The sequence below is a fragment of the Mycobacterium sp. M23085 genome (assembly GCF_045343915.1).
Classification (GTDB): domain Bacteria; phylum Actinomycetota; class Actinomycetes; order Mycobacteriales; family Mycobacteriaceae; genus Mycobacterium.
The window spans coordinates 2,419,368-2,445,667 of sequence record NZ_CP174280.1; the positions used below are offsets into that span (position 1 = coordinate 2,419,368).

At 68.9% G+C, this 26,300-nt stretch carries 23 protein-coding genes and 1 pseudogene; 7 read left to right on the top strand and 17 right to left on the bottom strand.

Going from position 1 to position 26,300, the window contains the following annotated elements; genetic code table 11:
• Positions 1 to 37 precede the first annotated feature (37 nt).
• Positions 38 to 199: a hypothetical protein gene (locus tag ACIUM1_RS10985; RefSeq protein ID WP_406817178.1), complete on the top strand. Its 162-nt coding sequence runs from the start codon at positions 38 to 40 to the stop codon at positions 197 to 199.
• Here the strand turns inward: ACIUM1_RS10985 and ACIUM1_RS10990 are convergent.
• The 8 genes from ACIUM1_RS10990 to ACIUM1_RS11025 form a co-directional block, all read right to left on the bottom strand.
• Complete coding sequence (locus tag ACIUM1_RS10990) at positions 196 to 1,509, bottom strand: MinD/ParA family protein (protein ID WP_406817179.1); 1,314 nt, start codon at positions 1,507 to 1,509, stop codon at positions 196 to 198. The two genes, ACIUM1_RS10985 and ACIUM1_RS10990, sit on opposite strands and share 4 nt — an antisense overlap.
• 63 nt (positions 1,510 to 1,572) lie before the next feature.
• A complete protein-coding gene (gene ccsB / locus ACIUM1_RS10995) occupies positions 1,573 to 2,568 on the bottom strand; it encodes a c-type cytochrome biogenesis protein CcsB (protein WP_406817180.1) in 996 nt (331 codons plus the stop codon).
• Complete coding sequence (locus tag ACIUM1_RS11000; RefSeq protein WP_406817632.1) at positions 2,565 to 4,193, bottom strand: cytochrome c biogenesis protein ResB; 1,629 nt, start codon at positions 4,191 to 4,193, stop codon at positions 2,565 to 2,567. The genes ccsB and ACIUM1_RS11000 overlap by 4 nt, the downstream gene beginning before the upstream one ends.
• 47 nt (positions 4,194 to 4,240) lie before the next feature.
• Entirely contained in the window at positions 4,241 to 5,020 is a 780-nt protein-coding gene (locus ACIUM1_RS11005; protein ID WP_406817181.1) for a cytochrome c biogenesis CcdA family protein, read from the bottom strand.
• Positions 5,021 to 5,036: 16 nt separating this feature from the next.
• The gene (locus ACIUM1_RS11010) at positions 5,037 to 5,654 is read right to left on the bottom strand and encodes a TlpA disulfide reductase family protein (RefSeq protein WP_406817633.1); all 618 of its coding nucleotides are present in this window, start codon (positions 5,652 to 5,654) and stop codon (positions 5,037 to 5,039) included.
• Positions 5,655 to 5,751: 97 nt separating this feature from the next.
• The gene (locus ACIUM1_RS11015; protein WP_406817183.1) at positions 5,752 to 6,360 is read right to left on the bottom strand and encodes a histidine phosphatase family protein; all 609 of its coding nucleotides are present in this window, start codon (positions 6,358 to 6,360) and stop codon (positions 5,752 to 5,754) included.
• A complete protein-coding gene (gene hemL, locus ACIUM1_RS11020; protein WP_406817184.1) occupies positions 6,360 to 7,709 on the bottom strand; it encodes a glutamate-1-semialdehyde 2,1-aminomutase in 1,350 nt (449 codons plus the stop codon). The genes ACIUM1_RS11015 and hemL overlap by 1 nt, the downstream gene beginning before the upstream one ends.
• A gap of 92 nt (positions 7,710 to 7,801) precedes the next feature.
• A complete protein-coding gene (locus ACIUM1_RS11025) occupies positions 7,802 to 8,146 on the bottom strand; it encodes a hypothetical protein (protein WP_406817185.1) in 345 nt (114 codons plus the stop codon).
• A gap of 73 nt (positions 8,147 to 8,219) precedes the next feature.
• Between ACIUM1_RS11025 and ACIUM1_RS11030 the strand changes: the two genes are divergently transcribed.
• Together ACIUM1_RS11030 and car are read left to right on the top strand one after the other, a co-directional pair.
• Positions 8,220 to 8,615, top strand: coding sequence for a nitroreductase family deazaflavin-dependent oxidoreductase (locus ACIUM1_RS11030; RefSeq protein ID WP_406817186.1), 396 nt, complete (start codon positions 8,220 to 8,222; stop codon positions 8,613 to 8,615).
• Positions 8,616 to 8,707: 92 nt separating this feature from the next.
• Positions 8,708 to 12,274 carry a carboxylic acid reductase gene (gene car / locus ACIUM1_RS11035; protein ID WP_406817187.1) on the top strand — a complete coding sequence of 1,189 codons (3,567 nt, stop codon included), beginning with the start codon at positions 8,708 to 8,710 and terminating at the stop codon, positions 12,272 to 12,274.
• 13 nt (positions 12,275 to 12,287) lie between these two features.
• Here the strand turns inward: car and ACIUM1_RS11040 are convergent, their stop codons facing one another.
• From ACIUM1_RS11040 to ACIUM1_RS11050, 3 genes are read right to left on the bottom strand one after another with little or no spacing between them, the layout of a single operon-like run.
• A complete protein-coding gene (locus ACIUM1_RS11040) occupies positions 12,288 to 13,646 on the bottom strand; it encodes an amino acid permease (protein ID WP_406817188.1) in 1,359 nt (452 codons plus the stop codon).
• Positions 13,647 to 13,688: 42 nt separating this feature from the next.
• Complete coding sequence (locus tag ACIUM1_RS11045) at positions 13,689 to 15,035, bottom strand: MFS transporter (protein WP_406817189.1); 1,347 nt, start codon at positions 15,033 to 15,035, stop codon at positions 13,689 to 13,691.
• Positions 15,036 to 15,041: 6 nt separating this feature from the next.
• Entirely contained in the window at positions 15,042 to 16,187 is a 1,146-nt protein-coding gene (locus tag ACIUM1_RS11050; protein WP_406817190.1) for an LLM class flavin-dependent oxidoreductase, read from the bottom strand.
• Positions 16,188 to 16,639: 452 nt separating this feature from the next.
• On the opposite strand from ACIUM1_RS11050, the gene ACIUM1_RS11055 reads away from it, so the two are divergent.
• The 3 genes and pseudogenes from ACIUM1_RS11055 to ACIUM1_RS11065 form a co-directional block, all read left to right on the top strand.
• Entirely contained in the window at positions 16,640 to 17,503 is an 864-nt protein-coding gene (locus ACIUM1_RS11055; RefSeq protein ID WP_406817192.1) for an alpha/beta hydrolase, read from the top strand.
• Positions 17,504 to 17,512: 9 nt separating this feature from the next.
• Positions 17,513 to 19,678, top strand: coding sequence for an acyltransferase family protein (locus tag ACIUM1_RS11060; RefSeq protein WP_406817193.1), 2,166 nt, complete (start codon positions 17,513 to 17,515; stop codon positions 19,676 to 19,678).
• 199 nt (positions 19,679 to 19,877) lie between these two features.
• Positions 19,878 to 20,018: pseudogene (locus ACIUM1_RS11065) on the top strand (response regulator transcription factor); the annotation flags it as partial.
• Between the two features lies 1 nt (position 20,019).
• On the opposite strand, the gene ACIUM1_RS11070 reads toward ACIUM1_RS11065, so the two are convergent.
• On the bottom strand, positions 20,020 to 20,706 hold the full coding sequence (locus tag ACIUM1_RS11070; protein ID WP_406817194.1) for an Rv0518 family GDSL lipase: 687 nt from the start codon (positions 20,704 to 20,706) through the stop codon (positions 20,020 to 20,022).
• A 90-nt stretch (positions 20,707 to 20,796) separates the two neighbouring features.
• Positions 20,797 to 22,032 (bottom strand): acyltransferase family protein, encoded by a 1,236-nt coding sequence (locus ACIUM1_RS11075; RefSeq protein ID WP_406817195.1) that lies wholly within the window; start codon positions 22,030 to 22,032, stop codon positions 20,797 to 20,799.
• A 367-nt stretch (positions 22,033 to 22,399) separates the two neighbouring features.
• On the opposite strand from ACIUM1_RS11075, the gene ACIUM1_RS11080 reads away from it, so the two are divergent.
• Positions 22,400 to 22,840, top strand: coding sequence for an STAS domain-containing protein (locus tag ACIUM1_RS11080; RefSeq protein ID WP_406817196.1), 441 nt, complete (start codon positions 22,400 to 22,402; stop codon positions 22,838 to 22,840).
• On the opposite strand, the gene ACIUM1_RS11085 is transcribed toward ACIUM1_RS11080, so the two are convergent.
• The 4 genes from ACIUM1_RS11085 to ACIUM1_RS11100 are packed head-to-tail and all read right to left on the bottom strand — an operon-like array spanning position 22,824 to position 26,290.
• Positions 22,824 to 23,084, bottom strand: a complete 261-nt coding sequence (locus tag ACIUM1_RS11085; RefSeq protein WP_406817197.1) for a hypothetical protein — start codon at positions 23,082 to 23,084, stop codon at positions 22,824 to 22,826. The genes ACIUM1_RS11080 and ACIUM1_RS11085 overlap by 17 nt on opposite strands.
• Positions 23,081 to 23,626, bottom strand: a complete 546-nt coding sequence (locus ACIUM1_RS11090) for a DUF3093 domain-containing protein (protein ID WP_406817198.1) — start codon at positions 23,624 to 23,626, stop codon at positions 23,081 to 23,083. The genes ACIUM1_RS11085 and ACIUM1_RS11090 overlap by 4 nt, the downstream gene beginning before the upstream one ends.
• A gap of 13 nt (positions 23,627 to 23,639) precedes the next feature.
• A complete protein-coding gene (gene hemB / locus ACIUM1_RS11095) occupies positions 23,640 to 24,629 on the bottom strand; it encodes a porphobilinogen synthase (RefSeq protein ID WP_406817199.1) in 990 nt (329 codons plus the stop codon).
• The gene (locus tag ACIUM1_RS11100; protein WP_406817200.1) at positions 24,629 to 26,290 is read right to left on the bottom strand and encodes a uroporphyrinogen-III synthase; all 1,662 of its coding nucleotides are present in this window, start codon (positions 26,288 to 26,290) and stop codon (positions 24,629 to 24,631) included. The genes hemB and ACIUM1_RS11100 overlap by 1 nt, the downstream gene beginning before the upstream one ends.
• Positions 26,291 to 26,300: the final 10 nt, after the last annotated feature.

Consider the following 26,300-nt stretch of genomic DNA (forward strand, 5'->3'; position numbering starts at 1 on the left):
CTACGGCGCGGGTATATTCGCCCCAAGGAGGTGTTGCGTGCTCTACCTGCTGCTCGTCGTGATTTTCGGGACGCTGATCTACGTCGGCTGGCGTGCTGCGCGATCGCAGGCCCACCGGCCGAAGACCCGCGTCATCGGGCCCGACGACGATCCGGATTTCTTGCGGCGGTTGGGTCACGGCGACAACAACCCGCGCTAGCCCAACACTCCCGGGTTGTGCTGGTCGCCGGGGAACCCGTCGGCGACGATCGCGGCCAGCTCGGTCAGCGCTTCCCGCGTCCCGCGCCGCAGCCGGTCCAGCTCGATCTCGGCGCCCTCTTCGAGGTGCGGGTCGAACGGGACCAGCTGAACCGCGCGGCAGCGCCGGGAGAAGTGGTCGATCACCTTGTTCATGTCGACCTTGCCCGGGCGTGCCTTCACCCCGTTGATCACCGCGATCGAATTGCGGACCAGGTCCTCGTGGCCGTGGGCGTCCAGCCAGTCCAGCGTCGCCGAGGCGCTGCGCGCGCCGTCGATGGACGCCGAGCTGACCACGACGAGTGCGTCGGCCTTGTCCAGCACCGCGCTCATCACGGAGTGCAGAAGTCCCGGCCCGCAGTCGGTGAGCACCAGGCCGTAGAACCGATCCAGGATGTCCAGGACCCGCCCGTAGTCGTCGGCGCTGAAGGCGTCCGAGATGCCGGGATCCGTCTCGGACGCCAGCACCTCCAGGCCGCTCGGTCCTTTGGAGGTGTACCGCCGCACGTCGCTGTAGCGCTCGATGGTGCCGGCGTCGTGCAGCAGCTGACGCACGGTCGCCGCCGTCTCCAGTGGGATCTTCTGGCTCAGCGTGCCGCGGTCCGGGTTGGCGTCCACGGCCACCACCCGGTCACCGCGGATGGAGGCGAAGGTGGCGCCCAGCGTCGCGGCGATGGTGGTCTTGCCGACGCCGCCCTTGAGCGACAGGAACGCCACCCGGTAGGAGCCCCGCAGGGGCCGGTTCACCTGGGCGACCAGGTTGTTGTGCCGGGCGGCCCGCGGGCTCTCGCCCAGGTTGATCAGCCCGCCGGACAGCTTGAACAGCAGTCGCCGCCAGCCGTCCGACGGCGGCGGGGCTACCGGCCGCAACAGCATGCCGGTGGACAGCTCCGGATACGGCGTGTGCGGCAGGTGCTCCGGGGGCCGCGGCGGGGCCCCGTGGACCTGGGTGGGCGGCGCGTCGTGACCGTCGTAGTAGGCGCCGTAGGCCGTCGGGTCGACCCGCGGGATGCCGGTCATCGGTGTGGGATCCCAGGGCGGCATCCCACCGGGTCTCGGCGCCGGGGGCGGCGCGGCCGGCGGGCGCTCGGGTCCGGGGACCCGGCGTTCGGTGCGGAACCCGGCGAAGGCGCGGGTGGGGGCGTCTTCGCCGCCCGACTGGGCCTGCGGTCCGGCGCCCTCATGCTGGTCTGCGGGGGGCGCGGGCTGTGGGGGTAGCTGCGTGGTCGGTTGTTCGGGCGCCCCCACGCCCGTCGTCGGATGCTCGGTCACTGCACTCCCCCTTGTTGTGCGTTGTTCGGCATGTCGTGCGTTATCCGGGCCGGTTGAGCACCGTCACCCGACGCCCGCATAAGAATGCAGGCCCACAGTGACCAGGTTAACGAAGAACAAATTGAAGACCATGGCCACAAAGCCCGCGACATTGATCCAGGCGGCCTTCCTGTCCCGCCATCCCGCCGTCGACCTGGCATGCAGATATGCGGCGTAAATCACCCAGGCGACAAAAGACACCGTCTCTTTGGGATCCCACCCCCAATATCTGCCCCAGGCTTCTTCGGCCCAGATGGCGCCGAAAATAACGCCGAAACCGAACACCGGAAAAGCGAAAATCGTCGTGCGATAAGCGACGCGGTCCAGGGTCTGCGCGTCGGGGAACCGCTGCACCAGCCGGCTCAGCGCGCTGTGCTCGGCGCGGTCGGGATCTCCCAGCGGCGACGTCCGCAGCACGAACAGGATGCTGGCGACGCCGGCGACCAGGAACACCCCCGAGCCCAGGCTGACCACCGACACGTGGATGGGCAGCCAGTAGGACTGCAGCGCGGGCATCACCGGCGCGGCGTTGGTGTAGAGCCAGCGACCGGACACCGTGAGCAGGATCAGCACCGGCAGCAGCAGGAACACCCACAGCGGGCGGTACTGCGGGCGGCGCAGCACGACCGCCCCGGCGATCAACCCGCACAGGCAGGTCAGGTTGATGAACTCGTACATGTTGCCCCACGGCACCCTCAGGGTGGCCAGGCCGCGCAGCACCAGGCAGGCCAGCAGCAGCCCGGTGCCCAGGTACACCACGGACAGCCCGGCACGGCCGGCGCGCTCGTCGACCGGCCGCTGGGTTGCCTGCTCCACCACCCCGGGGGTGGTGGAGTCGGCGCTGACGGCACCGGCCAACACCCGGTCCCGCTGATCCGCGCGGCGCCCGCCGGCCCGGGCCCCCACATAGGCCAGCTCGAAGGCCAGCAACAGCAGCGCGATGACCAGGGCCACCACGGCCGACGTGAACGCCCAGTCCGAGTAGCGCGCCAGCTCGATGTTGACGTGCAGGGTATTCATGTGACGTCCACCTCAGAACTCCTCTTGGACGCTGCGGGTATCGGGTCGCCGTCCGACGCGGTGGGTGTCCCGGTGCCGGACTCGCCCAAGCCGGTCAACAACCGCTCGGACAGCCGCTCGAACTCGTCGCCCCAACCGGAGTTGTCGGTGCGCGCCAGGCCACCCAGTTCGACGTTCACCGTACCGGGCGATCCGCCGGCGTCGGGCGTCAGACGGATCCACACCCGGCGGCGGCGCACCAGCAGCGACACCACCAGACCGCCCATCATCGTGATAGCGAAGACGAGCACCCAGGCCTGGCCCGGGTCGTGCGAGACCTGCAGGTTGACGAACGGCACGGCGCCGTCGAAGCGGATCACGGTGCCGGCCGCCGGCCCTTGGTCGATCCGGACCGACTGGCCCGCACGCAGGTTGACCCGCTTCTCCTTGGTCAACCGGTGCTGCTCGATCAGGCGGGGATCCAGGGTGAACAGCGACTGCGGCCGCCCGGTGTCCAGCCCGGTGTCGCCGCGGTAGATGTCGACGGCCACCGCCGGGGCGTCCAGGGCCGGGAAGCGGGACGACAACAGCGTGCCTTCCAGCTGCTCGGTCGGCGCCAGCAGGCCCTGAATGGCGATCTCGTGGCGGCGGCGTTCCGCGGCATTGGGATAGCTGCCGGCGGGCGGGTCGATGCGCACCACACCCGACGAGAGCAGCGTCTGCGGATTGTCCGGGCGCCACTGCACCGTCGCCGAGCGGATCTGCCCGTCGGGGAAGGTGACGCTGAAGGTGGGCGCGTAGCCGTGCCCCTGCAGGTACACCCGGTCACCGTCGAGCCGCAGCGGGTGGTTGACCTCCAGCCGGTAGTGCCGCCAGTCGTTGGAAATCAGATCCCGGCCGGACTGGTATTCGATGTTCGCGGCGAACGAAGTGGCCTGCCCCGACGGCAAATAGTGCGCCGCGAAGTCGTCGACGCGGATGCACAGCGGGTGCAGGGAGGTGCCGTCGACGGTGTTGCCGGCCCGGAACGAGTCGAATGCGGCCGGCGAGGCCGAACAGAAGCCGGGGCCGCCGTCGGCGATGACGATCACGTTGCCCTCGTAGCCGAACAGCTTGCCGACGGCCACCGCGACCAGCAGGCCCAGCAGGGAGAAGTGGAAGACGATGTTGCCGAACTCGCGCAGGTAGCCCTTCTCGGCGGACACCTCGGCGACATCGGAACCGGCGGGCTCGGGGCCGTCGGTGTGCCGGATGGCGGTGCGCCAGCCGCGCAGCCGCCCGGCCATCGTGTTGGCCAGGCTGTTGAGTTCTTCGGCGCCGGCGTCGACCCGCCGGCTGGCGTACTTGGGCAGCCGGGCCAGGTTGCGCGGGGCGGCCACCGGGGTGGACCGCAGGCTGCGGACGTGCTCGACCATCCGCGGGGTGAGGCAGCCGACCAGGGACACGAACAGCAGCACGTAGACGGCGGTGAACCAGAAGCTGGAGAACACGTTGAAGGCCTGCAGCCGATCCAGCCACGGGCCGATCACCGGGTGGGCCTTCAGGTAGTCGTCGACCTTGCCGGCGTTCAGGCTGCGCTGCGGCAGCAGCGCCCCGGGGATCGCGCCGAGCGCAAGCAGGAACAACAGCACCAGCGCGGTGCCCATCGAGGTCAACGCGCGCCAGGTGTTGCGTGCGAAAGCGATCGCCGTTCTCAAATCGGCAACCTCACATCGGAGACGAACGCGTCGCGCAGCCAGGAGACGAAGTCGTTCCACACCCCGGTGACCAGCAGCGCGCCGACCGTGATCAGCAGGACGCCGCCGAGGATCTGGATGGCCCGGGTGTGCCGGCGCAGCCAGGCCAGTCCACCCACCGCGCCCGCCGAGCCGAACGCCAACAGCACGAACGGAATGCCCAGGCCAAGGCAGTACGCGATCACCAACACGATTCCCCGCGCCACGCTGGCGCCATCGGTGGCCGAGGCGACGGTGATCACGCCGGCCAGCGTCGGCCCCAGGCACGGCGTCCAGCCCAGGGCGAACACCGCGCCCAGCACCGGCGCCCCGGCGACCGTGGTCAGCTGCCGCGGACTGTACCGGGCCTGGCGTTGCAGGGCCGGGATCAGCCCCACGAACACCAGCCCCATCACGATGGTCAGCACTCCCCCGGCCCGCTGCAGCAGCAGCTGGTTGGTGATCAGCGTGGTCGTCATGCCGAGGACGGCGACGGTGCCGAGGACGAACACGGTGGTGAACCCGGCGACGAACAGCGCCGCGGAGCCGGCGACCCGCCAGCGGGCGCCCGGCGGGGCCTTCGTTGCTCCTGCCGGCGGTTGTTCGTCCACCCCGACGACGGCGGCCAGGTACGACAGGTAGCCGGGCACCAACGGCACCACGCACGGCGAGGCGAACGACACCAGCCCCGCCAGCAGGCATGCGCCGAGGGCCACCAGCAGCGGTCCGGCGGCGGCGATCTGGGTGAAGCCGGTCATTGCGGTCCCGAGCCCGTCACGTCGCCGCCTTGCCGGCCGGGGTCGGCGCCGCCTCGCCGGCCAGCCGCTGCACCACCGGCCGCAGGTCGGTCGCCAGCAATTCCCGCAAAAACACCGCCGCGACCCGGTGCTGGCGGTCCAGGACCAGCGTGGACGGGATCACCGTGGTGGGGTATCTACCGCCGAACGCGATCAGCGTGCGCATCGCCGGGTCGTAGATGGAGGGAAACGTCACCTGGCGGTCGTTGACGAAGTCCAGCGCCGCCTGCCGGTTGTTGTCCCGGACGTCGATGCCCAGGAAGGAGACGCCGGAGCCGCGGGTGGCGTCGTACACCTGCTGCAGCTGGGTCACCTCGGCCCGGCACGGCCCGCACCACTGTCCCCAGATGTTGATGACGACCACCCGGCCGGCGAAGATCGGGTCGTCCAGCGACAGCGTGTGCGCCGGGTCGGCCAGGTCCGGCCCGGCCAGCGGGCCGGGGCGGCCCCGGCTGGAGGGCGGGTCGTAGTAGATGTCGGTCTTGCCGCCGGGTGAGACGAATTCGAAGGTGCCGCCCTGGGCGACGGCGTCATGCCCCGCGGAGCAGCCGGCGACGAGGCCGGGCAGCAGCGCCGCCAGCACGGCCCCGGCCATCGCATGTCGTCGTCGCGCGGTCAAGGCGCCACTCTCCCCCGCGCGCGGGAGGTGCCCCCACCTCATCGCTGCGCTCTGCATCGTCGTCGGCGAGTGATCAAGGTGCCGCCGGTTCGCTGTACTCGACGCCGGCCAGCCGGTCGCCGTCGTAGACCAGGGTGGTCACCGACGCGAGCCCGCACTGCCGCCGCCGCGGGTCGTGCCACAGCCGTCGGCCGGTCAGGTGCAGCCGCAGCGTCCACACCGGCAGCTGGTGGCTGACGCACACCACCTCGTGGCCGGCGCCGCGGGCGCGGGCCTTGTCCACCGCCGTCTGCATCCGGGCCGCGATCTCGGCGTACGGCTCACCCCAGGACGGCCGGAACGGGTTGCGCAGCTGCCACCACACCCGCGGGTCGCGCCAGGCACCGTCGCCGGGACTGACCCGTTTGCCCTCGAAATAGTTGGCCGATTCGATCAGATCCGGGTCGGTGTCCACCGGCAATCCGTGCCTGGCGGCGATGGGCGCGGCGGTTTCCTGGGCCCGTTGCAGTGGCGAGGCGATCACCGCGACGATGTCGCGGTCGGCCAGCGCGTCGGCGACCGCGGCCGCTTGCGCGCGACCGTTGTCGGACAGGTGAAAGCCGGGCAGCCGGCCGTACAGGATGCCGCTCGGGTTGTACACCTCGCCGTGCCGCACGACGTGCACCCTGGTGTGCTCGGCCATCAGGATGTCCCTTCCTGGGCTTGCGCGGCGGCCCGGGCCGCGACGGGCAGCGCGTCGGCGATCCGGTCGAACGCGCCGTCGTCCAGCGCGGTCGAGACGAACCACGCCTCGAAGGCGCTGCACGGCGGGTAGACACCCGCGTCCAGCAGCGCATGGAAGAACGGTGGGTAGCGCCACGTCTGGGTGGCCCGCGCGGACGCGAAGTCGGTCACCGGCGTTTCGGAGAAGAACACGCTGAGCATGTTCCCGGCACGCGGGATCTGGTGCGCCACACCGGCATTCGTGAGCGCTTCGGAGAACAGTCCGGCCAGGCGGTCGGCGTTGGCGTCCAAGCTGGCGTAGGCGGCGGCGTCGGCGTTGCGCAGCGTGGCCAGCCCGGCGGCCATCGCCACCGGGTTCCCCGACAGCGTGCCGGCCTGATACACCGGGCCCAGCGGCGCCAGCCGCTCCATCACCTCGGCCCGACCGCCGAACGCGGCGGCCGGCAGGCCTCCGCTCATCACCTTGCCGAAGGTGAACAGGTCGGCCTCGACGGGATCGATGCCGTACCAACCACTTCGGCTGACCCGGAAACCGGTCATCACCTCGTCGATGATCAGCAGCGCGCCGTGCTCGGCGGTGATTGCGCGCAATGCGGCGTTGTAGCCGGGCGCGGGCGGGACGACGCCCATGTTGCCGGGGCTGGCTTCGGTGATCACCGCCGCGATCTGATCGCCGAACCGGGCGAAGCTCTGCCGCACGGCGTCGACGTCGTTGTAGGGCAACACGATCGTGTCGGCCGCCGTCGCGCCGGTGACTCCCGGCGAGGACGGCAGGCCCAGCGTCGCCACCCCGGAGCCCGCGTCGGCGAGCAACGCGTCGACATGGCCGTGGTAGCAACCGGAGAACTTGATGACCTTGGCGCGGCCGGTGAAGCCGCGGGCCAGCCGGACCGCGCTCATGGTGGCCTCGGTGCCGGAATTGACCAGCCTGATCCGCTCGACCGGCGCCACCCGCGCGATCATCTCGGCGGCCAGCTCGCTCTCGGCCGGCGTGGGCGCCCCGAACGACAGGCCCGAGGCAGCGGCCCTGGCGACGGCCTCGACGACGGCCGGGTGGGCATGCCCCAGGATCATCGGGCCCCACGAGCAGACCAGGTCCACGTAATGGTTGCCGTCGGCGTCGGTCAGGCGGCACCCGCGTGCCTCGGTGATGAACGGCGGCGTCCCGCCCACGGCACTGAACGCGCGGACCGGGGAGTTCACCCCGCCGGGAATGACGGCGCAGGCATCCTCGAACAACCGGGCCGACGCCGCCGTGGCCCGGGGGGCCCCGGTGGCGTGCGCGGTCGCCTGATCACTGCTTCCCATGACGACCAGTGTCCCAGCCCGCGCGGGCCATTCCACTACAGGGTGTAGCAGAACGCGCCAGGGGCACGCGGCGTGGTCTCGGTGCCGGGGTGCTAGTCGGCGTCCCGCTGCCCGGCTTGCTGCGCCGCGATGAAGTTGCGGCGCGCGGCCTCGCGTTCCTGGTCCGCCGCCCGCCGGTGCGCGGCGACGTCACCCAGACCCTCGGCGACCGCACGTTGCTCGACTTCGGCGGCACGCTCGTGCGCGACGCCGGCTTCATAATGGCGCTGCGCGACGCGGCGATGCGCCGCCTGGTCGCGCAACTGGGCGAGCTCGGCACGCTCGGCGGCACGCTTTACGTCGTCGGCCGTGATGGCCTTGCCCGCCGACAGTTCCTCCCCCCTGCGCAGCAGCTCCTCGGCCCGCCGCGTGGCCTCGTCACCTGCTGCCTCTCCCATGAGATGACAGTAGACCCGTTGCCGCGCCGATGGCGGGTTGTGCTCGCCCGGGAATTGCGAGTTGGATAGCGGTATGCAACTCCCACAAGGACTTGCTCGGTTCAACCGCCGCGTCACCAACCCGATTCAGCGGATGTGGGCGGGTCGGCTCCCACTGTTCGGGATCGTTGAGCACGTTGGGCGGCGCTCGGGCAAGCCGTACCGGACGCCGGTGAACGTGTTCAACACCGAGGTCGATGGCAAACCCGGGGTGGCCATCCTGCTGAGCTACGGCCCCGACCGGGATTGGCTGAAGAACCTGATCGCGGCGGGAGGCGGGCGGTTGCGCACCAAGGGCAAGAGTTTCGGCATCGCCGATCCGCGCGTGGTCAGCAAGCACGAGGCGGCGGCGTACGTAAGGCGCGGCGTGCGACCGGTTTTCGAGAGGATTCCCTTCGAGCAAGCGGTGTTGCTCACCCGGACCTCCTGACGACGCGGTGATGAGGATCGCGGCGGGCTGACTGGGCGCAGCCAGGGCGGGTATACGGCACCGGCATCCGCCGCGACGAGAGGAAGCCGCCGATGACTGAGACCGACACCGACTCGGGCCGCGAACAGCGACTGACCGAGCGCATCGAGCAGCTGTATGCCGACGACCCGCAGTTTCGGGCAGCCGCTCCGTTGCCGGAAGTGACCGAAGCCGCGCATCGCCCGGGATTGCGGTTGGCCGAAGTCGTCGAGACCTATCTGAGCGGTTATGCCGACCGGCCCGCGCTGGGGCAGCGCGCCTGCGAGGTGGTGCGCGACCCGGCGACGGACCGCGCGGCGACGACACTGCTATCCGGATTCGAGACCATCACCTACCGCGAGCTGGGTGAGCGGGTCACGGCGCTGGCCGCGGCGTGGCAATCCGGCCTGGCCGGCGGTTTACACCCGGGCGATTTCGTCGGCGTCTTGGGTTTCACCAGCGTCGACTACGTCGTGCACTACCTGGCCTGCATCCGGCTGGGTGCGGTGTTCGTGCCGCTGCAGACCAGTTCTACGGCGGCCCGGCTCGGCCCGATCGTCGCCGAGACGGCACCGCGTGTTCTTGCCGTCAGCGTCGAGTCGCTGGGCACCGCGGTCGATGTCGTCATCGACGCGCCCTCGGTCGAACGTCTGGTGGTGTTCGACTACACCAGCGACGACGACGAGCAGCACCACGAGTACCTGTACGCCCGCGCTCGGCTACTCGACGCCGGGCACCGCGCCGCGGTGGTGTCGCTTTCCGCCGAACTCGAGTCGGGCCGCCGACTCCCGCCGCCTGCCGCGTTCGTCCCGCCCGACGGCGAAAACCCGCTGGCCACATTGATTTACACCTCCGGCAGCACCGGCGCCCCGAAAGGGGCCATGTACACCGTCGACATGCTGACCCGGACCTGGCAGCGACCGCACAGTCCTTCCGTGGACATCGGCAGGCTGATTCCCGCGATCCACCTGCAGTACATGCCGCTGTCGCACGTATACGGATTGGAGTGGCTGATCGCCACCCTGTCCTCCGGGGGGATCGGCTACTTCGCCGCTAAGAGTGACATGTCCACCCTGTTCGACGACATCGCCCTGGTCCGGCCCACCGCCCTGAACCTCGTTCCGCGGGTGTGCGACATGTTCTTTCGCCGTTACCGCAAGGAGCTCGACCAGCGCTCCAGCGGTGAGCTGTACGGCGAGCAGCTCGATGACGCGGTGAAAGCCGAACTGCGGCAAGACTTTCTGGGCGGACGGGTGATCTCGGCGATGTGCGGAAGCGCCCCGCTGTCCAAGCAGATGCATGCCTTCATGGAGTCGCTGCTCGACATCCCGGTGGCCGACGGGTATGGGACCACCGAGACCGGCGGCGGCATCATCCGCGACGGCAGGATCAGGCGCCCACCGGTGACCGACTACAAACTGGTCGACGTCCCCGAGCTGGGCTACCTCACCACCGACAAGCCGTACCCGCGCGGTGAGCTATACCTCAAGGCCGGCAACCTGATTCCCGGGTATTTCAAACACCCCGAGCTGACGGCGAAGATCTTCGACGACGAGGGGTTCTACAAGACCGGTGACATCATGGCCGAGCTGGGCCCCGACCACCTGATGTATCTGGACCGCAGCAACAACGTGATCAAGCTCTCGCAGGGGGAATTCGTCGCGGTCGCACAGTTGGAGGCCACCTTCTCGACGAGCCCGTACATCCGGCAGATCTTTCTCTACGGCAGCAGCGAGCAGCCATTCCTGCTCGCGGTGATCGTGCCGAACGAGGACGCGGTGGGTGACGGGGACGCGCATGCCCTGATCGCGGACTCGCTGCAACGCATCGCCGCCGACGCCCGCCTGCACCCTTACGAGATCCCGCGCGATTTTCTGCTGGAGTCACGCCGATTCACCCGCGACAACGGGCTGCTCTCCGGGGTCGGCAAGCTGCTGCGCCCGGCCCTCAAGGCGCGCTACGGCGAACGCCTCGACGCCATGTACGACGACATCGAGGCCAGCCACGGCAACCAGCTCGGCGAGCTGCGCGCCGCCAGCCGCGAGCTGCCCACCCTCGACACGGTCCGGCGGGCGGCCGCCGCCACCCTGGGCTTGCCGGTGGACACCGCGCTGCGCGCCGACGCGAAATTCATTGAACTCGGCGGTGATTCGCTGTCCGCGTTTTCCTTCGCCACGCTGCTGTCGGAGATCTTCAACGTCGACGTGCCGGTGCAAACCATCGTCAGCCCCACCGCGAACCTGGCCACCGTCGCGAACTTCGTCGACGGCGAACGTACCTCGGTGTCGACCCGGCCGACATTCGCATCGGTACACGGACGCGACGCCACCGTCGCCCGTGCCGAGGATCTGACCCTGGACAAGTTCATCGACGCCGACACGCTGGCGGTCGCGCCCCACCTGCCGGCGCCGACCGGCACCATCACCACCGTGCTCCTGACCGGAGCCAACGGCTACCTCGGGCGCTTCCTGTGCCTGGATTGGCTGGAGCGCCTGGCGCCCGTCGGAGGCACGGTGATCTGCCTGGCCCGCGGCGCCGACCCGGCCGCCGGACGTCAGCGCATCGAGGCCGCGATCGACAGCGGAGACGCCGAATTGTCCGAGCGTTTCCGTCAATTGGCCGACAAGCAGCTGCGGGTGCTCGTCGGTGACGTGGGGGCGCCCAACCTCGGCCTGGACACACCCACATACGAGCGGCTCGCCCGGTCGGTCGACCTCGTCGTGCATTCGGCCGCCCTGGTCAACCACGTGCTGCCCTACAGCCAGCTGTTCGGACCCAACGTGGTGGGGACCGCCGAGATCATCAAACTCGCAATCACCAAGCGGCTCAAGCCGATCAACTACATCTCCACCGTGGCAATGACCACGCTGCCGGACGGCGGCTTCATCGGCGAGGACGTCGACGTGCGCTTGGCGAGCCCGTCGCGGCCCCTCGACGAGTCGTATGCCAGCGGTTATGCCACCAGTAAATGGGCGGGCGAGGTGCTGCTGCGCGAGGCGCACGACCTGTGCGGGGTGCCGGTCGCGGTGTTCCGGTCCGATATGATCCTGGCGCACAGTGACTTCGCCGGTCAGCTCAACGTGCCGGACATGTTCACCCGCCTGATCTTGAGCCTGGTCGCCACCGGGATCGCACCGCGGTCGTTCTACCAGCTCGATGCGTCCGGCAATCCGCAGCGCGCCCATTACGACGGGCTACCGGCCGATTTCACCGCCGAGGCCATCACCACCCTCGGGGCGCGCGCCCGGCGCGGTTATCACACCTACAACGTGCTCAACACCCACGATGACGGCGTTTCGCTGGACACCTTCGTCGACTGGCTCATCGCCGACGGGCACCAGATCGAGCGCATCGACGACTACCAGCAGTGGCTGGCCAGGTTCACCGAGGCGATGAAGGCACTGCCCGAGAAGCAGCGAAAGAACTCCCTGCTGCCGCTGATGAACGCCTACGCCAAGCCCGGTGAACCGACGCAGGGTACCGGTATCCCCGCTGAAAAGTTCCGTGCCGCAGTGCAATCCGCGGGGATCGGAAGCGACAAGGACGTGCCGCACGTGACCGAGGGGTTGATCGACAAATACGTCACCGATCTGCAGCGGCTCGGGTTGCTGAGGACCCGCAGCGAAGCGCATGCGGGGTAAGGGCACTCAAGCATTAATCCCCGGCCGACACCCGGATGCGCCCGCGAGATCGGGCCAGCAAGTACAACCCGGCCACCACGGCCCAGGACAGCAGGCTGAGCCATAGCTGGCTGCGGGCCGTGTGGTCGAACGCCATTTGCACCAGCACGGCGGTGATTCCGATCAGTGTGAGAATGGACAGCACCGGGTGACACCACATTTTCACCGTCAATTTCTCCGCGGGCGTCCGGCGGCGCAAGATCATCTGCGAGCACGCGATCAGCCAGTAGACGAACAGGATGATGGCGCCCGACGAGTTGAGCAGGAACAGGAACACCGTGTTGGGCGCGACCCGCGCCATGATGACGCAGCCGAATCCAACCGCCGACGAACACAGGATCGCGAAGTGCGGGACGCCACGTCCGCTCAGTCTGACCAACCGCATCGGGGCCTCGCCCCGCTCGGCGAGCACGAACAACATGCGCGACGCGGTGTAGAGACCGGAATTCAGGCAGGACAGCACCGCGGTCAGCACCACCGCGTTCATCACCTGATCCGCCCCGGAAAGTCCCATGTGTTTGAGCGCCGCCACGTACGGCGAGGCGCCGAGTTCCACGGAATCCCAGGGCAATAGCGCCACGAGCAAGAAAACCGAACCGACGAAGAAGACCGCGATCCGCGCCACCACCGACCGGGTCGCCTTTTGCACCGCGAGCTCGGGGTCGCGGCTCTCCGCGGCGGCGACGGTGACGATCTCGGCGCCCACCATGGAGAAGATCACCACCACGATCGCGGCGAACACGGCGCCGACGCCGTGGGGAAAGAACCCGCCATGTGAGTGCAAATTCGCCAGGCCACCGTGGTGGCCCGGCACCAATCCCAGGACGTACGCCGTGCCGACGACCAGGAAGACCACGATCGTCGCGACTTTGATTCCGGCGAACCAGAATTCGAATTCACCGAATGACGACACGGAGAACAGGTTGGTCGCGGTCATCAACAGCATCAGGCACAGCGACAGCAGCCAGAGCGGGGCATGGAACCAGTAGTTGAGCACCTTGCCGCCGGCCACCGCCTCGAAGCCCACCACGATCACCCAGAAGTACCAATACAGCCACGCGACGGAGAATCCCGCCCAGCCGCCCAGCGCCTTGGCCGCGTAGTCGGCGAACGAACCGGTCGACGGGTTCGCCGCCGCCATCTCACCCAGCATCCGCATCACCAGGACGATGAGCAGACCGCAGAGGGCATAGGTGAGGAACGCGGCCGGACCGGTGTCCCTGATCACCACGCCGGACCCGACGAACAGCCCGGCGCCGATCACGCCGCCGAGGGCGATCATGCCGAGCTGGCGCTGCGACAGTCCTTGGCGCAGTTGCGGATTGCTAGCCATGCCCGGACGCTAGCGGGCTTCGCGGCCCACAGCAACAACGACCTACAGGTAGAGGTCCCGATCGCGGATCAGCGCCGTGGCGACCACGCTGATCACCGCGGTCGCAACCAGATACCCGCAGGCCAGCCAGGGCGCGCCACCGACGGCCGCGATCAGCGCGGTGAGAATCATCGGCGTCACCCCGGACGCGTACACGCCCGAGAACTGGTAGACGAACGACAAGCCGGTGTAGCGGGTGCCGGTGGGGTACAGCGACGAGTACAGGGTCCCCTGTGCACCGTAGAACAGCGCGTGCACCACACCGAACACCAGGACCATCGCCAGTCCGAACCAGACCAGGTTGCGGGTGCCGAACAAGGCGAACGCCGGAAAGGCCGCCAGGCCGTAGAGGGTCACGCCCACCATGTACACCCGTCGTGCGCCGTACCGGTCGGTCAGCTTTCCAGACACCGGCAGCAGCACCGCCATCAGCAAGGCGGCGATGGTCACCACGACCAGAACCGAGACCTTGTTGAAGCCCAGCGCGCCGGTGGCATAGCTGATCGCGAAGACGCCCCAGGTGTTGAAGGCCGAGCCCTCCGCCCAGCGAGAAAGCAATCCCAGCAGAGTGTTTCGCCGGGAACGGGGTTCGCGGACGATGTCCCGGATGGGCACGGTGGCCGCTCCCGCGAGGGCACCCAACTGACGGAACGCCGGGGTCTCTTCGACCCGCAGCCGCACCACGATGCCGATCACCACCAGCAGCACGCTCAGCAGGAAGCCGATCCGCCAGCCGTAGGACAGAAACCGGGCCTGGCCCAAGGCGGCCTGCAGGAACGCGAAGACGCCGGTGCCCAGTGCCAGGCCCAGCGCCAAGCCGACCTGTGGAACCGCCCCATAGCGGCCGCGCCGGTCGCCGGGGCTGTGCTCGACCGCCAGCAGCACCGCCCCGCCCCACTCCCCCCCGAGCGCGAACCCCTGCAGCACGCGCAGGGCCAGCAGCAGTATCGGCGCCCACGCCCCGACCTGTGCGGCCGTGGGTAACGCCCCGATCAGCGCCGTCGCGCCGCCCATGATGAGCATGGTCAGGGCCAGGCTGCGCTTGCGACCGATCCGGTCGCCGATGTGGCCGAACACCAGGCCCCCGATGGGCCGCATGACAAACCCGACGGCGAACGTCGCGAACGCCAAAAGTGTTCCCACCAAGGAACTCTCGTCGGGAAAGAACACCTTGTTGAACACCAGGCCCGCCGCGGTGGCGTAGAGGAAGAAGTCGTACCACTCGACGGTGGTGCCCAACAGGCTCGCCGCGACGACGATGCGCAACCGCCGGCGCTGCTGCTCGGCGGATTCGTCAACCGCGCCGGGCGCCGGGGTGGCGACCGCGGACGCGGGCAGGGTGGACGCCATGACCCGTCAGTGCGCCGAGGCGACCGCGAACGGCGTCGCCGCCGCCGGGTGCGACTGGCGGTTGGGATGGCGCCACAAACCCATCCGCTCCAGAATCGGCAACACGCCCTCGCCGAACCAGTAGGCCTCTTCCAGATGCGGATACCCCGACAGAATGAAGTGGCTGATGCCCAACCTGGCGTATTCGGCCAGCCGCTCGGCCACCTCGGCGTGCGACCCGACCAGGGCGGTGCCCGCTCCCCCGCGCACCAGGCCCACGCCGGCCCACAGGTTGGGCGCCACCAGCAGTTTGCCGCTGTCGCCGCCATGCAGGTCCAGCATGCGACGCTGGCCCTCCGACTCGCTGCGCGCCAGGCTGGCCTGCACCCGCTCGACGTCCGCCGGGTCGATCGCGGCCAGCAACCGGTCCGCCTCGGCCCACGCCTCGGCGGCGGTGTCGCGGCTGATCACGTGAATCCGCAAGCCGTACCGCAGGATCCGGCCGGCGTCAACGGCCAGGCCGCGGATCCAGTCCAGCTTCTTGGCGACCGCGGTCAGCGGTTCGCCCCAGGTGAGATACACATCAGAGTGCTTGGCCGCCACCGGCCCGGCGGATGCCGAGGAACCGCCGAAGAACACCGCCGGTATCGGGTCGGGCGGGTTGTTCAGCTGCGCGCCCTCGACCTGAATGTGCTTTCCGGCGAAGGTGACCGGCTCCTTGGCGGTCCACAACTGCCGCACCACGTGGAGGAACTCCGCGGTGCGGGCGTACCGCGCCTCCTTGTCCAGGAAGTCCCCGTAGGCGCGTTGCTCGTGCGGTTCGCCGCCGGTGACCACATTGAGCAGCAGCCGCCCCTCCGAGTGCCGCTGGAAGGTGCCGGCCATCTGCGCGGCCAGGGTCGGACTCAGCATCCCTGGGCGGAACGCAACCAAGAACTTCAGCGTCTCGGTCGATTCGACCAGCATCGCCGTCGTCAACCATGCGTCCTCACACCACAATCCGGTGGGCGTGAGGACGGCTTCGAAACCGTTGTCTTCGGCTGCCGTGCAGATCTGGTGCAGGTACTTCAGTGTGGCCGGCCGGTCACCGGACATCGCCGTGCCGTGCCCGCCCGCGACCAGATTCCGCGAATCGCCGTAGGTCGGCAGAAACCAATGAAACGCGAGACTCAATTCACAATCCTTCTTCGCTCCGCTTTCGCCCCCGTGCACACGCCAGACTCGCTTCATCCTTCTGGAGTCGGCGCCGCCGGGCGAGGGTTGAAACCTGCCAGATTGCATTTCGGTACAACGCCGCCGGCACCGCGATAGCCGACAGCAGCGCGCGCCGAACGCAGACGTCGGGCCACCGGGCAGAGGTCGGGCAGCGCCCGCGTCTCCCGCTGTCCCAGAAGGCAATACGATCGCAATGATCTCCGGCGGCGGCAACCGGCAGGATCGGCGCTACCATGACTACGGTCCGGTCGCCGCCGCAACTCGGCGCCGACATTTTCCGCGAGGGGCGGCGGTCGGACGGCCTACCAGGTCACCGCTTCGGCACCGAAAGATCACGCCAGATCACACAATGCTTCCAATACGGCGTGGCTCGGCGGGTAATCCCCGCTCAGGGCGGCATTATTGCGATCATGCCTGATCTCACACGCCGAGCGGTGCTCCGGATGGGCGCCGGTGCCAGCCTCGGGGCCACCGGCGTGCTCACCTTCGGCTCGCTGCTGGCTCCGGCCGCTTCGCGCGCCGCGACGTTGCCGCAGGCTCCTGCGCCGTTCGAGCCGCCGACGGCGGGCAAAGCGCTGCCCACCCGGCTCACCGGGTCGTTCGTGTCGGCCGCGCGTGGCGGGATCAAGACCAACTACGTGATCGCCCTGCCGCCGGGCCAGACCGGTGCGCTGCGCCCGGTGATCGCGTTGCACGGCGTGGATGGCGACGCCAATCAGATGCTCGACATGGGTGTCCCAGACGGGCTGGCCCAGCTGGTCAAGGAGGGCAAGCCGCCGTTCGCGGTGGTGGGCGTCGACGGCGGCAACACCTACTGGCACAAAAGGACTTCCGGTGAGGACTCCGGCGCCATGGTGCTCGACGAGCTGCTGCCGATGCTGTCCACCATGGGGTTCGACACTTCCCGGGTGGGTTTCATGGGGTGGTCGATGGGCGGATACGGGGCGCTTCGTCTCGGCGCCAAGCTGGGGCCGGCCCGAACCGCCGGCATCTGCGCGATCAGCCCAGCGCTGTACACCTCGTATGCGACCAGTGCCCCCGGGGCGTTCGACAGCAACGACGACTTCGTGCAGAACAGCGTGATGGGCCTGTCGGCGCTGAACTCCATACCGCTGCGGGTGGACTGCGGCAACTTCGACCGCTTCTATTTCGCCACAAAGCAATTCGTCTACCAGTTGAAGACCCAACCGGCAGGCAGCTTCTCCCTGGGCGGACACGACATTGCCTACTGGCGCAGTCAACTGCCCGGTGAACTGGCCTGGATGGCGACCTAGCCCACGCAGATGACACGTCGGCAGGAATCGGTCGCCAGCAGCCCACGCCCGGCTGCGCGGCCGACCTCTCGAAGGGGATTCCGGCCGGACATCGAAGGACTGCGCGCCGTCGCGGTGATCGCCGTCGTGCTCTACCACGCGGGCATCCCCGGGATCACCGGCGGCTACATCGGTGTGGACGTCTTCTTCGTCATCTCCGGCTTCCTCATCACCGGGCTGCTCTTTCGCGAGGCGAGCACGACGAATACCGTTCGGCTGGGCCGTTTTTACGGAGCGCGCGCCCGGCGGCTGCTGCCGGCCGCGGCCATCGTCGGCACCATCACCGCGACCGGGGCGGCCGCGGTGCTGCCCCCGCTGCAGGCGCGCAGCGTGTTCTCCGACGGCATCGCCAGCGCCCTGTACGTAGGCAACTACCGGTTCGCGCTGCGCGGCACCGACTACCTGACCTCCGACGCCCCGTCACCGTTCCAGCATTACTGGTCGCTTGGCGTGGAAGAGCAGTTCTACCTGGTGTGGCCGGTGCTGATCATCGCCGTCGCCTGGTCGGTCCGGCGCATCCCGCGTCTTCGCGGGTCCTCGACGCGCACCGTCCCGTACGCGGCGGTCCTGGCGGTGGTCGCCGCGGCATCGTTGACGGCCGGGACGCTGTGGACCCGCACGTCGCCGTCGTGGGCGTTCTTCTCGCTACCCACCCGCGCCTGGGAGTTGGCCGCCGGTGGCCTGGTGGCCCTGTCGATTCAGCAGTGGCGCCGGCTGTCGCTGCGGGCGGCAACGGTCGTCGGTTGGGGCGGCCTGGCGTTGATTGTGCTGACCTGCACCCAGCTTAACTCGCACACCCCGTATCCCGGTACCGCGGCGCTGCTGCCGGTGCTGGGCACCGCGCTGATCATCGGCGGTGGCGCCGTCACCGGTGGACTCGGGCCCGGTCGCCTGCTGTGCCGACCGGCGATGCGCGCCATCGGCCGGATCTCCTACTCGTGGTACCTGTGGCACTGGCCGGTGCTGCTGCTGATGCCGGCGCTGCTCGGCGAGCCCGCGGGGCTGCCGGCCAGGTTGAGCGCCACGGCCGTCTCCGCCGGACTTGCCGTCATCACCCTGCACCTGGTGGAGAACCCCGGCCGCTTCGCCGCGGCGCTGCGCCGGTCGGCGAAAGTCAGCCTGGTGGTGGCGGGCGGTGCCAGCGCCGCCACCGCGTGCGCATGCATGCTGCTGCTCAACGTGATACCGGCGCCGGTGGGCCACGGCGTGGCCGCCCCGCGCGCCAACATCATCGCGACGCCCCCGACCAACGTTCCCGCCGTCAGCCCGCAGGAGGCGGCGGTTCGTCAGGGGTTCGACCAGGCGCGGCTGGCGCTCGCGGCGGCCGCCGGACTGCGAGCCGTGCCCTCCAACCTGGATCCGCCGCTGGCCAAGGCGCCCGCGGACAAGGCCGCCGTCTTCGTCAACGGCTGCGTGCGGTCCTGGCGCGACGTCGGACAAAGCGAGTGTGCGACCGGCGATACGGCCTCGCCGACCACCGTCGCCCTGATCGGTGACTCACACGCCGCCATGTGGAACCCCGCCTTCGAGCAGCTCGCCGAGCAGCGGCACTGGCGGCTGGAGACGCTGGCCAAGGTGACCTGCCCGCTGCAGGACCTGCACATCGTCAGCCCGTATCTGGGCCGCGAGTACACCGAATGCGAACAGTGGCGCGCGCAGATCATGGACCGGATGAACGCCGAACACCCACGGCTGATCGTGCTGGACATGAGTCGGCGCTACGGCGGGGACTTCGGCTTCACCTCGTATGACCCGGCGTGGATCGACACCTTGGGACGCACGGTGGCGCAGTTGCGCGGCACCGGCGCGACCGTCCTGGTGCTGGGGCCCGCCGCCGACCCGCATTCCTCGGCGCCGACCTGCCTGTCCGCCCACCTCGACGACGTGAATGCCTGTGCGCCAACAAGATCCGCGGCGGTGGACGGCGACGGGATCGCCGCGGAGCAGGCGGTGACGACCCGCAGCGGCGGCCGCTACGCCGACCTGACCGACCTGTTCTGCACCCCCGACCGCTGCCCGCTCATCGTCGGCAACACCCTGGTGTTCCGCGACGACAACCATGTGACGACCGAGTACGCGCAGTTGGTGGCACCGCTGCTGGGTGCGCTCGCCGACCGCGCCCTGGTGGACGGGTGAGTGCTGAAATGAACCTCTCATGGCTGACCAACGTCAGATCAGTGAAGGGTGTTTGGAGGTTTTAGGGTCATGTCTCCGCTGTTGCTGGTCTGCATCGCACTGGCCGCACCCTTCGCCGGAATCGGCTTCCTGCACGTGCAGGACCGCTTGGAGCGCTGGGACTACGAGCGGCACGCGAACGACTGAGCCACCGACAGCAAAAGCGTTGCCCAATAAAGACATCGCGGCGCGGTTGTTCGTCTCGCCGCGCACCGTGCAGACCCATCTGACGCACGTCTACGCCAAACTCGGTGTGTCATCGCGGCTTCAGCTCGCCCGGGCAGCGGCCGGCCACGCCTGAGTCAGGTCGACAGCTGGGTGCGGATGAGTGGCGCGATCTTGTCCGCCATGTACTGATGGCCGGCGTCATTCGGATGGACCCCATCGGCGCCGATCAGGTCGGGCCGGCCGACGAACCAGTGTTCGGCGATCGGGTCGATGAACGTCGCCCCCTCGGCCCCGGCCGCGCCGGCGAGGACGTCGCGGATCAGGAACATCGACGGCGGCACATCGGCGGTGGGCCACGGCGGTCCGATCACCAGCAGTCGCGCCGACGGCGCGAGCTGGCGCGCCACATCCAAAGCGGCGTGCGTCTTTGCGGTCAGGGTCCCGGGGTCCACACCCTGATCGTTGCGGGAGCCGAAGAACACCACCAGCGCATCGTCGGGCTGGACCGCCCTGGGTGTCAGGTCCTCGAAGATACTGCCGTGGTCACCCGGGGTGGCATAACCGGCCCTGCCCTCCGCCGCCACGCTGCCCGAGATCCGCGAACCCCGCGAGCCGAGCAGCTGCCAGGCGCGTGACGTCCACGATCTCGAGCCCAGACCCCCCTCCGCAGTCCCGGTGGTGTACGAATCCCCAACCACCGCCACATGATTCAGCCGGAAGTCGAGCGTCAAAGTCTCGTAGGTGCGCACCTGCCCCGGGTATGCGATGGCCACGCCCGCCAGAAAACTCAACCCAATGAGAAAGGTGGCCAGACGACTCACTCTCACCTCCACTGTGAACGGCATAGTCGGGTGCCGCCGCGTCCCCATCGAGTATTCCCCGTGAATCGCGGCCGGCCGCTGAGGCGGCCATCACACCGCGCGGGCCGAAACCGCTTCCAGCGGACGGTCGATGGGATGCAGCTTACTGTTCGAGTCGCCGGGATCGGTTCTCGCGTTGACGGCCCTGACGTCGACCATCCTGCGCATCCAGCGGCGCGCGGGCTCTTCGACGCCGTGATACAGCAGCACCGAGGCGGCCAGCGCAATCGCGAGCAGGCCCAGGATGTTCCATTTCCACGGATTGTCCAGGGTGGGTAGCTCGAATTGCTCCACGGCCCAGCCCCAGGCGGTGTGCACCAGCTCATGGACCATGTACAGGCAGAACGAGATCTTGCCGCCGTACACCATCGCCCGAGTCGACAACACCCGCGGCAGGCTACCCAGCCCGATGGCCAGCGAGATCACCAGCGGAACGAACAGCACGTCGACCACGCCGCCGCTGTCGTTCTCCACCACTCCCGATATCGGGTGCGCGCCAAACCAATACAGCACGCCCACCATCGCGGCCAGCAGCAGCAGGGAGACGTATCCCGCGACGCGACGGCCACGATCGCTCAGCCGCAGCCTGCGTACCGCGACACAGGCCAGTGCGCCGGCTGTGAACTGGGTGACGATCCGGGGCAGCCAACTCCACGGCGTATAGAAGTGGCCGCTGGCGAGCAACATCAGCACGGGCGGCAGCGAGGCCGCGAACGCCAAGACCATCAGGCTGCGCGCCCTGGTCGCCTGTTTCATCCGCAGCAGGACCAGTACCAGGACCGCGAAGAGCACGTAGGCCAGCCACTCCGCACTGATCGACCAGGCCGGCCCGTCCCAACTCGAGTCATCGAAGAACGGCACAAACCACAACTGCACCAACAGGATCTGGCGCACGTAGCTGATCGCGGTGAGCGAAGCGGCGTCCGGCGACGGCACATGACCGACGTGCAGGGTGAAGATCACCCACAGGGCGGCGAGGTGCAACGTGACCAGGTATACCGGCCACACCCGGGCCAGGCGCAGCCACAGGAAGTGCAGGGTTGCGCGGGTCGACCAGGATCTGCCCATCCGGTCGAGATAGTTGTAGGTCAGCACGAACCCGCTGAGAATGAAGAACAGGTCGACGCCCTGGGCGCCGCAATTGAGCACCGGTGCGAGGTTCTCGAGGAAATCGGGCGACAGGTCGCCGAGCATCGGCCGAAAGTGGAACAGCACCACCCAGAGCGCGGCGACGATACGGAGCCCCGTCAGGGCGGTAATCTCGCCCTTGATCTCTGCGCCCCGCACGCTGCTCTTCCCGTCCGAATCCTGCTGTTTCGTTCCGCCGTCACTTCGGCTGGACGGGACATCTCGCCTTTTCACAAGCCCCCCGACCAGAAACCGGCAGCCTAGGCAGCCTAGCAGCGCAACCGACGGCATGCGGGGACGGTTGAGGTGTGGCAAACGGCGTTCCGGGGTAATCGAATTGCCCGATACACCGCCAAGCATTTGCTAAATCCGCCGGGTGCGGCAACCTCCCGCTCGCTTCTTAGCAAAGCGTTAGACACGGCTTCCGGTCCCCTTAGGCTTGCGGCCTAACGTCATATACGCCCTTTGGTGAGCGTGGAGGCGCCCCCGAAGACAGCGCGAGCGCCACGGCGAGTGAGGGGTCTTCATGACGATCGCAGGCGGTCGGACCGGCCAGGACAACTGCGTGTTCGACTGCGACGGTGCACAGGTCCGGGCGCACTCCCGCCACCTGGCGACGGTGGTGCACATTCGCGGCGAGATCGACGACCTGAACGTCGACCGCATCAGCGACCACATCGCGCGCTTCACGCTCGGAGAAAACCCCGTGGTGCTCGACGTGGCGGACGTCGACGAATTTGCTGAGGCCGGCATTTCGCTGCTGTATGCGTTCGATGCCGATTGTCGCGCCGCCGGGGTGGATTGGACCCTGGTCGCCAGCTCAGCGGTGACCCAGGTGCTGGACGACACCGGCCATGACGCCAGTTTTCCGCTCATGCGCTCGGTTCACGAGGCGCTGCAGGATCGGGCCGACGCCATCGTGCTGCGCCGCCGGATGGCATTGCCGCTCGTCAGGAAGCCGTCTTAGCGTCCGAGCGCGCGCGCCGCAGCCCTGTGGCCCCGATGACGGCCAGTACGCCGGCGCTCGTCAACAGCACCAACGTCAGCAGTAGTAGCTGCGGGTCGTAGACCAGCGACGTGGTGGAGGGCTGGCCGTCGGCGATCGGCGCCACGCCCACCACATGATGCGAGTGCACCCACGTCAGTCCCGAGCACACCAGCGCGGCGCAGGCCAGCACGAGCTCGAGCATCGCGCGGTGGCGGGCGTTCACTGCGCACTCCCGGCGTCGTCTTCGCGGTCTCCGTCGATCGATCGGCTGGGCTCGACCCGCTCCTGGACCAGCGGGGTAAGGGCCGCGCGCAGCTGACGATGACGACGCGCCCAGGCCTGGGCCGTGCGGTCGCCGGTGAGCTTGAGACCGATGCCGACGCGCCCGCGCGGCACTCCGACCAGCTCGCCCAGGGCCCGGGCCGACTGCCACCGCGCCAGCTCTTTCCCGGAGGCTTCGTGATTGTCCGGCTCCGGATACACCTTGACGATTTCGCGGACCAAGATCGTCTCGGTGCCCTGGCGCAGCGCATCTTCGGTGAGCTCGACCGAGACGTGGATCCGGGCGGCCTTCACCTGTATCCCCAGAAACGCCGACACGAGCACCAAGAAGATCGCCGGGACCACCAGCGACACCGGGGCGCCGCTCCAGATTTCGATCAAGACCATGGCGACCGCCGCGGCCGGGCCGCACGCCAACCACCACCAGCTGGCCCCGGGTTCGTAGAACAACGGCTTGGGTGCGGTGTCGCTGCCGGTAGTCATCCCAAGCCCCATCTCACGAGAGCCACCTTGCCGCATCCGCGGCCCAATAGGTGAGAACGATATCGGCTCCGGCGCGCCGGATGCTGGTCAGCGACTCCAGCGCCGCGGCCCGTTCGTCGATCCAATTATTCGCGGCCGCAGCGCAAATCATCGCGTATTCACCCGACACCTGATAGGCGGCGACCGGAACGGGCGAGACGTCGGCCGCGGCCGCGACCACGTCGAGATAACTCATCGCCGGCTTGACCATCACGATGTCGGCACCCTCGTCAAGGTCGAGCTCGACCTCGCGCAGCGCCTCCCGGGCGTTGCCGGCCTCCTGCTGATAGGTGCGCCGGTCGCCGGAGAGGCTGGAACTGACCGCCTCCCGAAACGGGCCGTAGAACACCGAGGCGAACTTGGCGGCGTAGGCCAGAATCGCCACGTCGCTGAAGCCCGCGCCGTCCAACCCGTCGCGGATCGCACCCACCTGTCCATCCATCATGCCGCTCGGCGCCACCACGTGAGCGCCCGATTCAGCCTGTGCCACAGCCAGTTCCACATAGCGGCCCACGGTGGCGTCGTTGTCGACCCGGCCCCGGTCGTCGAGGACGCCACAGTGCCCGTGGTCGGTGAACTCGTCCAGGCAGGTGTCGGCCATCAGTACGGTGGCCTCACCGAGGTCCTTGGCCAAGTCCCGCAGGGCGACATTGAGGATGCCGTCGGCGTCGGTGCCGGCCGACCCGATCGGATCCTTGTCCTCATCGCGGGGCACGCCGAACAGCATCAGCCCGCCCACCCCGGCGGCGACGGCGCTGGCGGCCGCGCTGCGCAACGAATCACGGGTGTGCTGCACCACGCCCGGCATCGAAGCGATCGGCCGTGGTTCGTCGATGCCGTCGGCGACGAACATCGGCAACACCAAATGCCTTGGCTCCAAGGATGTTTGCGCCACCAAGCGGCGCAATGCCGGAGTGGTGCGAAGCCGGCGCGGGCGCTGCCGCGGGTAACCCCCGACCGGCACTAGCGCCTGCGGCTCTTTTTGCGCGGCGGTGGCAGCGCACCCTCGGCGCGCAACCGCGCGGCGTGTTCGGCCAGCGCGTCGACCAGCGGGCCAACCGCGGCGGTCTCGGGCTGGACGTCCACCCGCAGACCGAATTCGGCTGCGGTCTCGGCGGTCTTGGGCCCGATGCAGGCGATGATCGTCCGTGCGTGCGGCTTGCCCGCGATGCCGACCAGGTTTCGCACCGTGGAGCTCGACGTGAAGCACACGGCGTCGAAGCCGCCGGTCTTGATCATTTCCCGTGTCTCCGCCGGGGGCGGCGCGGCCCGCACCGTCCGGTAGGCGGTGACATCCTCGATCTCCCAACCACGTTCGCGCAGACCCTCGGCCAGCGTCTCGGTGGCGATGTCGGCGCGCGGCAGCAGCACCCGGTTGACCGGATCGAAAATGCTGTCGTAGGGCGGAAAGTCGTCAAGCAGCCCAAGCGAGGACTGTTCGCCGGCCGGTACAAGTTCGGGGCTGATCCCGAACGCCCGGACCCGGTCGGCGGTCGACTCGCCCACACACGCGATCTTCACTCCGGAGAACGCGCGCGCATCCAGACCGAACTCACCGAACTTCTCCCACACCGCACGCACCGCGTTGGTGGAGGTGAACACCACCCACTGGAAGCGGCCGTCGACCAATCCCTTGACGGCCCTTTCCATCTGAGCCGGGCTGCGCGGCGGCTCGACCGCAATGGTCGGCACCTCGATCGGCAGGGCGCCGTAAGAGGTCAGGCGCTCGCTCATCTCGCCGGCCTGATCCTTGGTGCGCGGCACCAGCACGGTCCAGCCGTACAGCGCACGGCTCTCCCACCAGTTCAGCTTGGCCCGGCTGGCCACCGTCTTGCCGATGGTCACCACCAGCGGTCCGGTCAACGGGCCGGCGGGGTCGGTGCCGCCCAGCACCGCGGAGTCGGTCAAGCCGTGCAGCGTGGTTTCGATGGAACGCTGCTGACAGGTGGTGCCGTGCGCGGTCACCACGCACGGGGTGGTCTCGGCGAGCTCGTGCTCGATCAGGGTGCGCGCCGCATCAGCCAGGTGCGACGACGTGGCCTGCAGGATCAGCGGACCGGGTGCCGCGGCCAACGCCTCCCAATCCACGTGTGGGTCGCGCACATCGGCAACCGTGTGCGACGAGCCCAGCGGCAGCCCCGCGTACGTCGGTACGGCATCGCTGGGGGCCAGTCCGGGCACGATCTCGAAATGCAGGTGGCTGCGTGCGACGGCGTTGACCTCGGTGATGACGGAATCGACCGTCAGCGGGTCGCCGGACACCAGCCGCACCACGTCGATGCCCGTGCGAGCCTCGGCGGTCAGGATCTTGGCCACGTCGGCGGGGTCGCCGAGCGCCGGACGGATGTCGGGGCCACCGGATATCACCGCCGGCTGCACCATGCCCTGGTCGGAACCGCCGTCGCCGTTCGTGCCAACCGGTTCGGCCGGAGCCGGCCCGGAAACCGGTGGCAGGTCTTTGCCGATCAGGGCCAGCACCGGCTCAGGCACGTCGGGGTCGGTGAACACCAGGGCCGCGTTCGCCAGCACCGTGGCGGCCCGGGTCGTCAGCAATCCCGGGTCACCGGGGCCCGAGCCCACATACGTGATGCGGCCGGGTGTCGGCTTACGCCCTCGCGTCGTCATTGTCGCTCCC

What these genes read in the sequence shown, in the direction of transcription:
- ccsB (WP_406817180.1), bottom strand. Translation starts at nt 2,568, where the DNA reads ATGAATACCCTGCACGTCAACATCGAGCTGGCGCGCTACTCGGACTGG.
- ACIUM1_RS11000 (WP_406817632.1), bottom strand. Translation starts at nt 4,193, where the DNA reads ATGGGCACCGCGCTGGTGCTGTTGTTCCTGCTTGCGCTCGGCGCGATC.
- ACIUM1_RS11005 (WP_406817181.1), bottom strand. Translation starts at nt 5,020, where the DNA reads ATGACCGGCTTCACCCAGATCGCCGCCGCCGGACCGCTGCTGGTGGCC.
- ACIUM1_RS11010 (WP_406817633.1), bottom strand. Translation starts at nt 5,654, where the DNA reads ATGGCCGGGGCCGTGCTGGCGGCGCTGCTGCCCGGCCTCGTCGCCGGC.
- ACIUM1_RS11015 (WP_406817183.1), bottom strand. Translation starts at nt 6,360, where the DNA reads ATGGCCGAGCACACCAGGGTGCACGTCGTGCGGCACGGCGAGGTGTAC.
- hemL (WP_406817184.1), bottom strand. Translation starts at nt 7,709, where the DNA reads ATGGGAAGCAGTGATCAGGCGACCGCGCACGCCACCGGGGCCCCCCGG.
- ACIUM1_RS11025 (WP_406817185.1), bottom strand. Translation starts at nt 8,146, where the DNA reads ATGGGAGAGGCAGCAGGTGACGAGGCCACGCGGCGGGCCGAGGAGCTG.
- ACIUM1_RS11030 (WP_406817186.1), top strand. Translation starts at nt 8,220, where the DNA reads ATGCAACTCCCACAAGGACTTGCTCGGTTCAACCGCCGCGTCACCAAC.
- car (WP_406817187.1), top strand. Translation starts at nt 8,708, where the DNA reads ATGACTGAGACCGACACCGACTCGGGCCGCGAACAGCGACTGACCGAG.
- ACIUM1_RS11040 (WP_406817188.1), bottom strand. Translation starts at nt 13,646, where the DNA reads ATGGCTAGCAATCCGCAACTGCGCCAAGGACTGTCGCAGCGCCAGCTC.
- ACIUM1_RS11045 (WP_406817189.1), bottom strand. Translation starts at nt 15,035, where the DNA reads ATGGCGTCCACCCTGCCCGCGTCCGCGGTCGCCACCCCGGCGCCCGGC.
- ACIUM1_RS11055 (WP_406817192.1), top strand. Translation starts at nt 16,640, where the DNA reads ATGCCTGATCTCACACGCCGAGCGGTGCTCCGGATGGGCGCCGGTGCC.
- ACIUM1_RS11060 (WP_406817193.1), top strand. Translation starts at nt 17,513, where the DNA reads ATGACACGTCGGCAGGAATCGGTCGCCAGCAGCCCACGCCCGGCTGCG.
- ACIUM1_RS11080 (WP_406817196.1), top strand. Translation starts at nt 22,400, where the DNA reads ATGACGATCGCAGGCGGTCGGACCGGCCAGGACAACTGCGTGTTCGAC.
- ACIUM1_RS11090 (WP_406817198.1), bottom strand. Translation starts at nt 23,626, where the DNA reads ATGACTACCGGCAGCGACACCGCACCCAAGCCGTTGTTCTACGAACCC.
- ACIUM1_RS11100 (WP_406817200.1), bottom strand. Translation starts at nt 26,290, where the DNA reads ATGACGACGCGAGGGCGTAAGCCGACACCCGGCCGCATCACGTATGTG.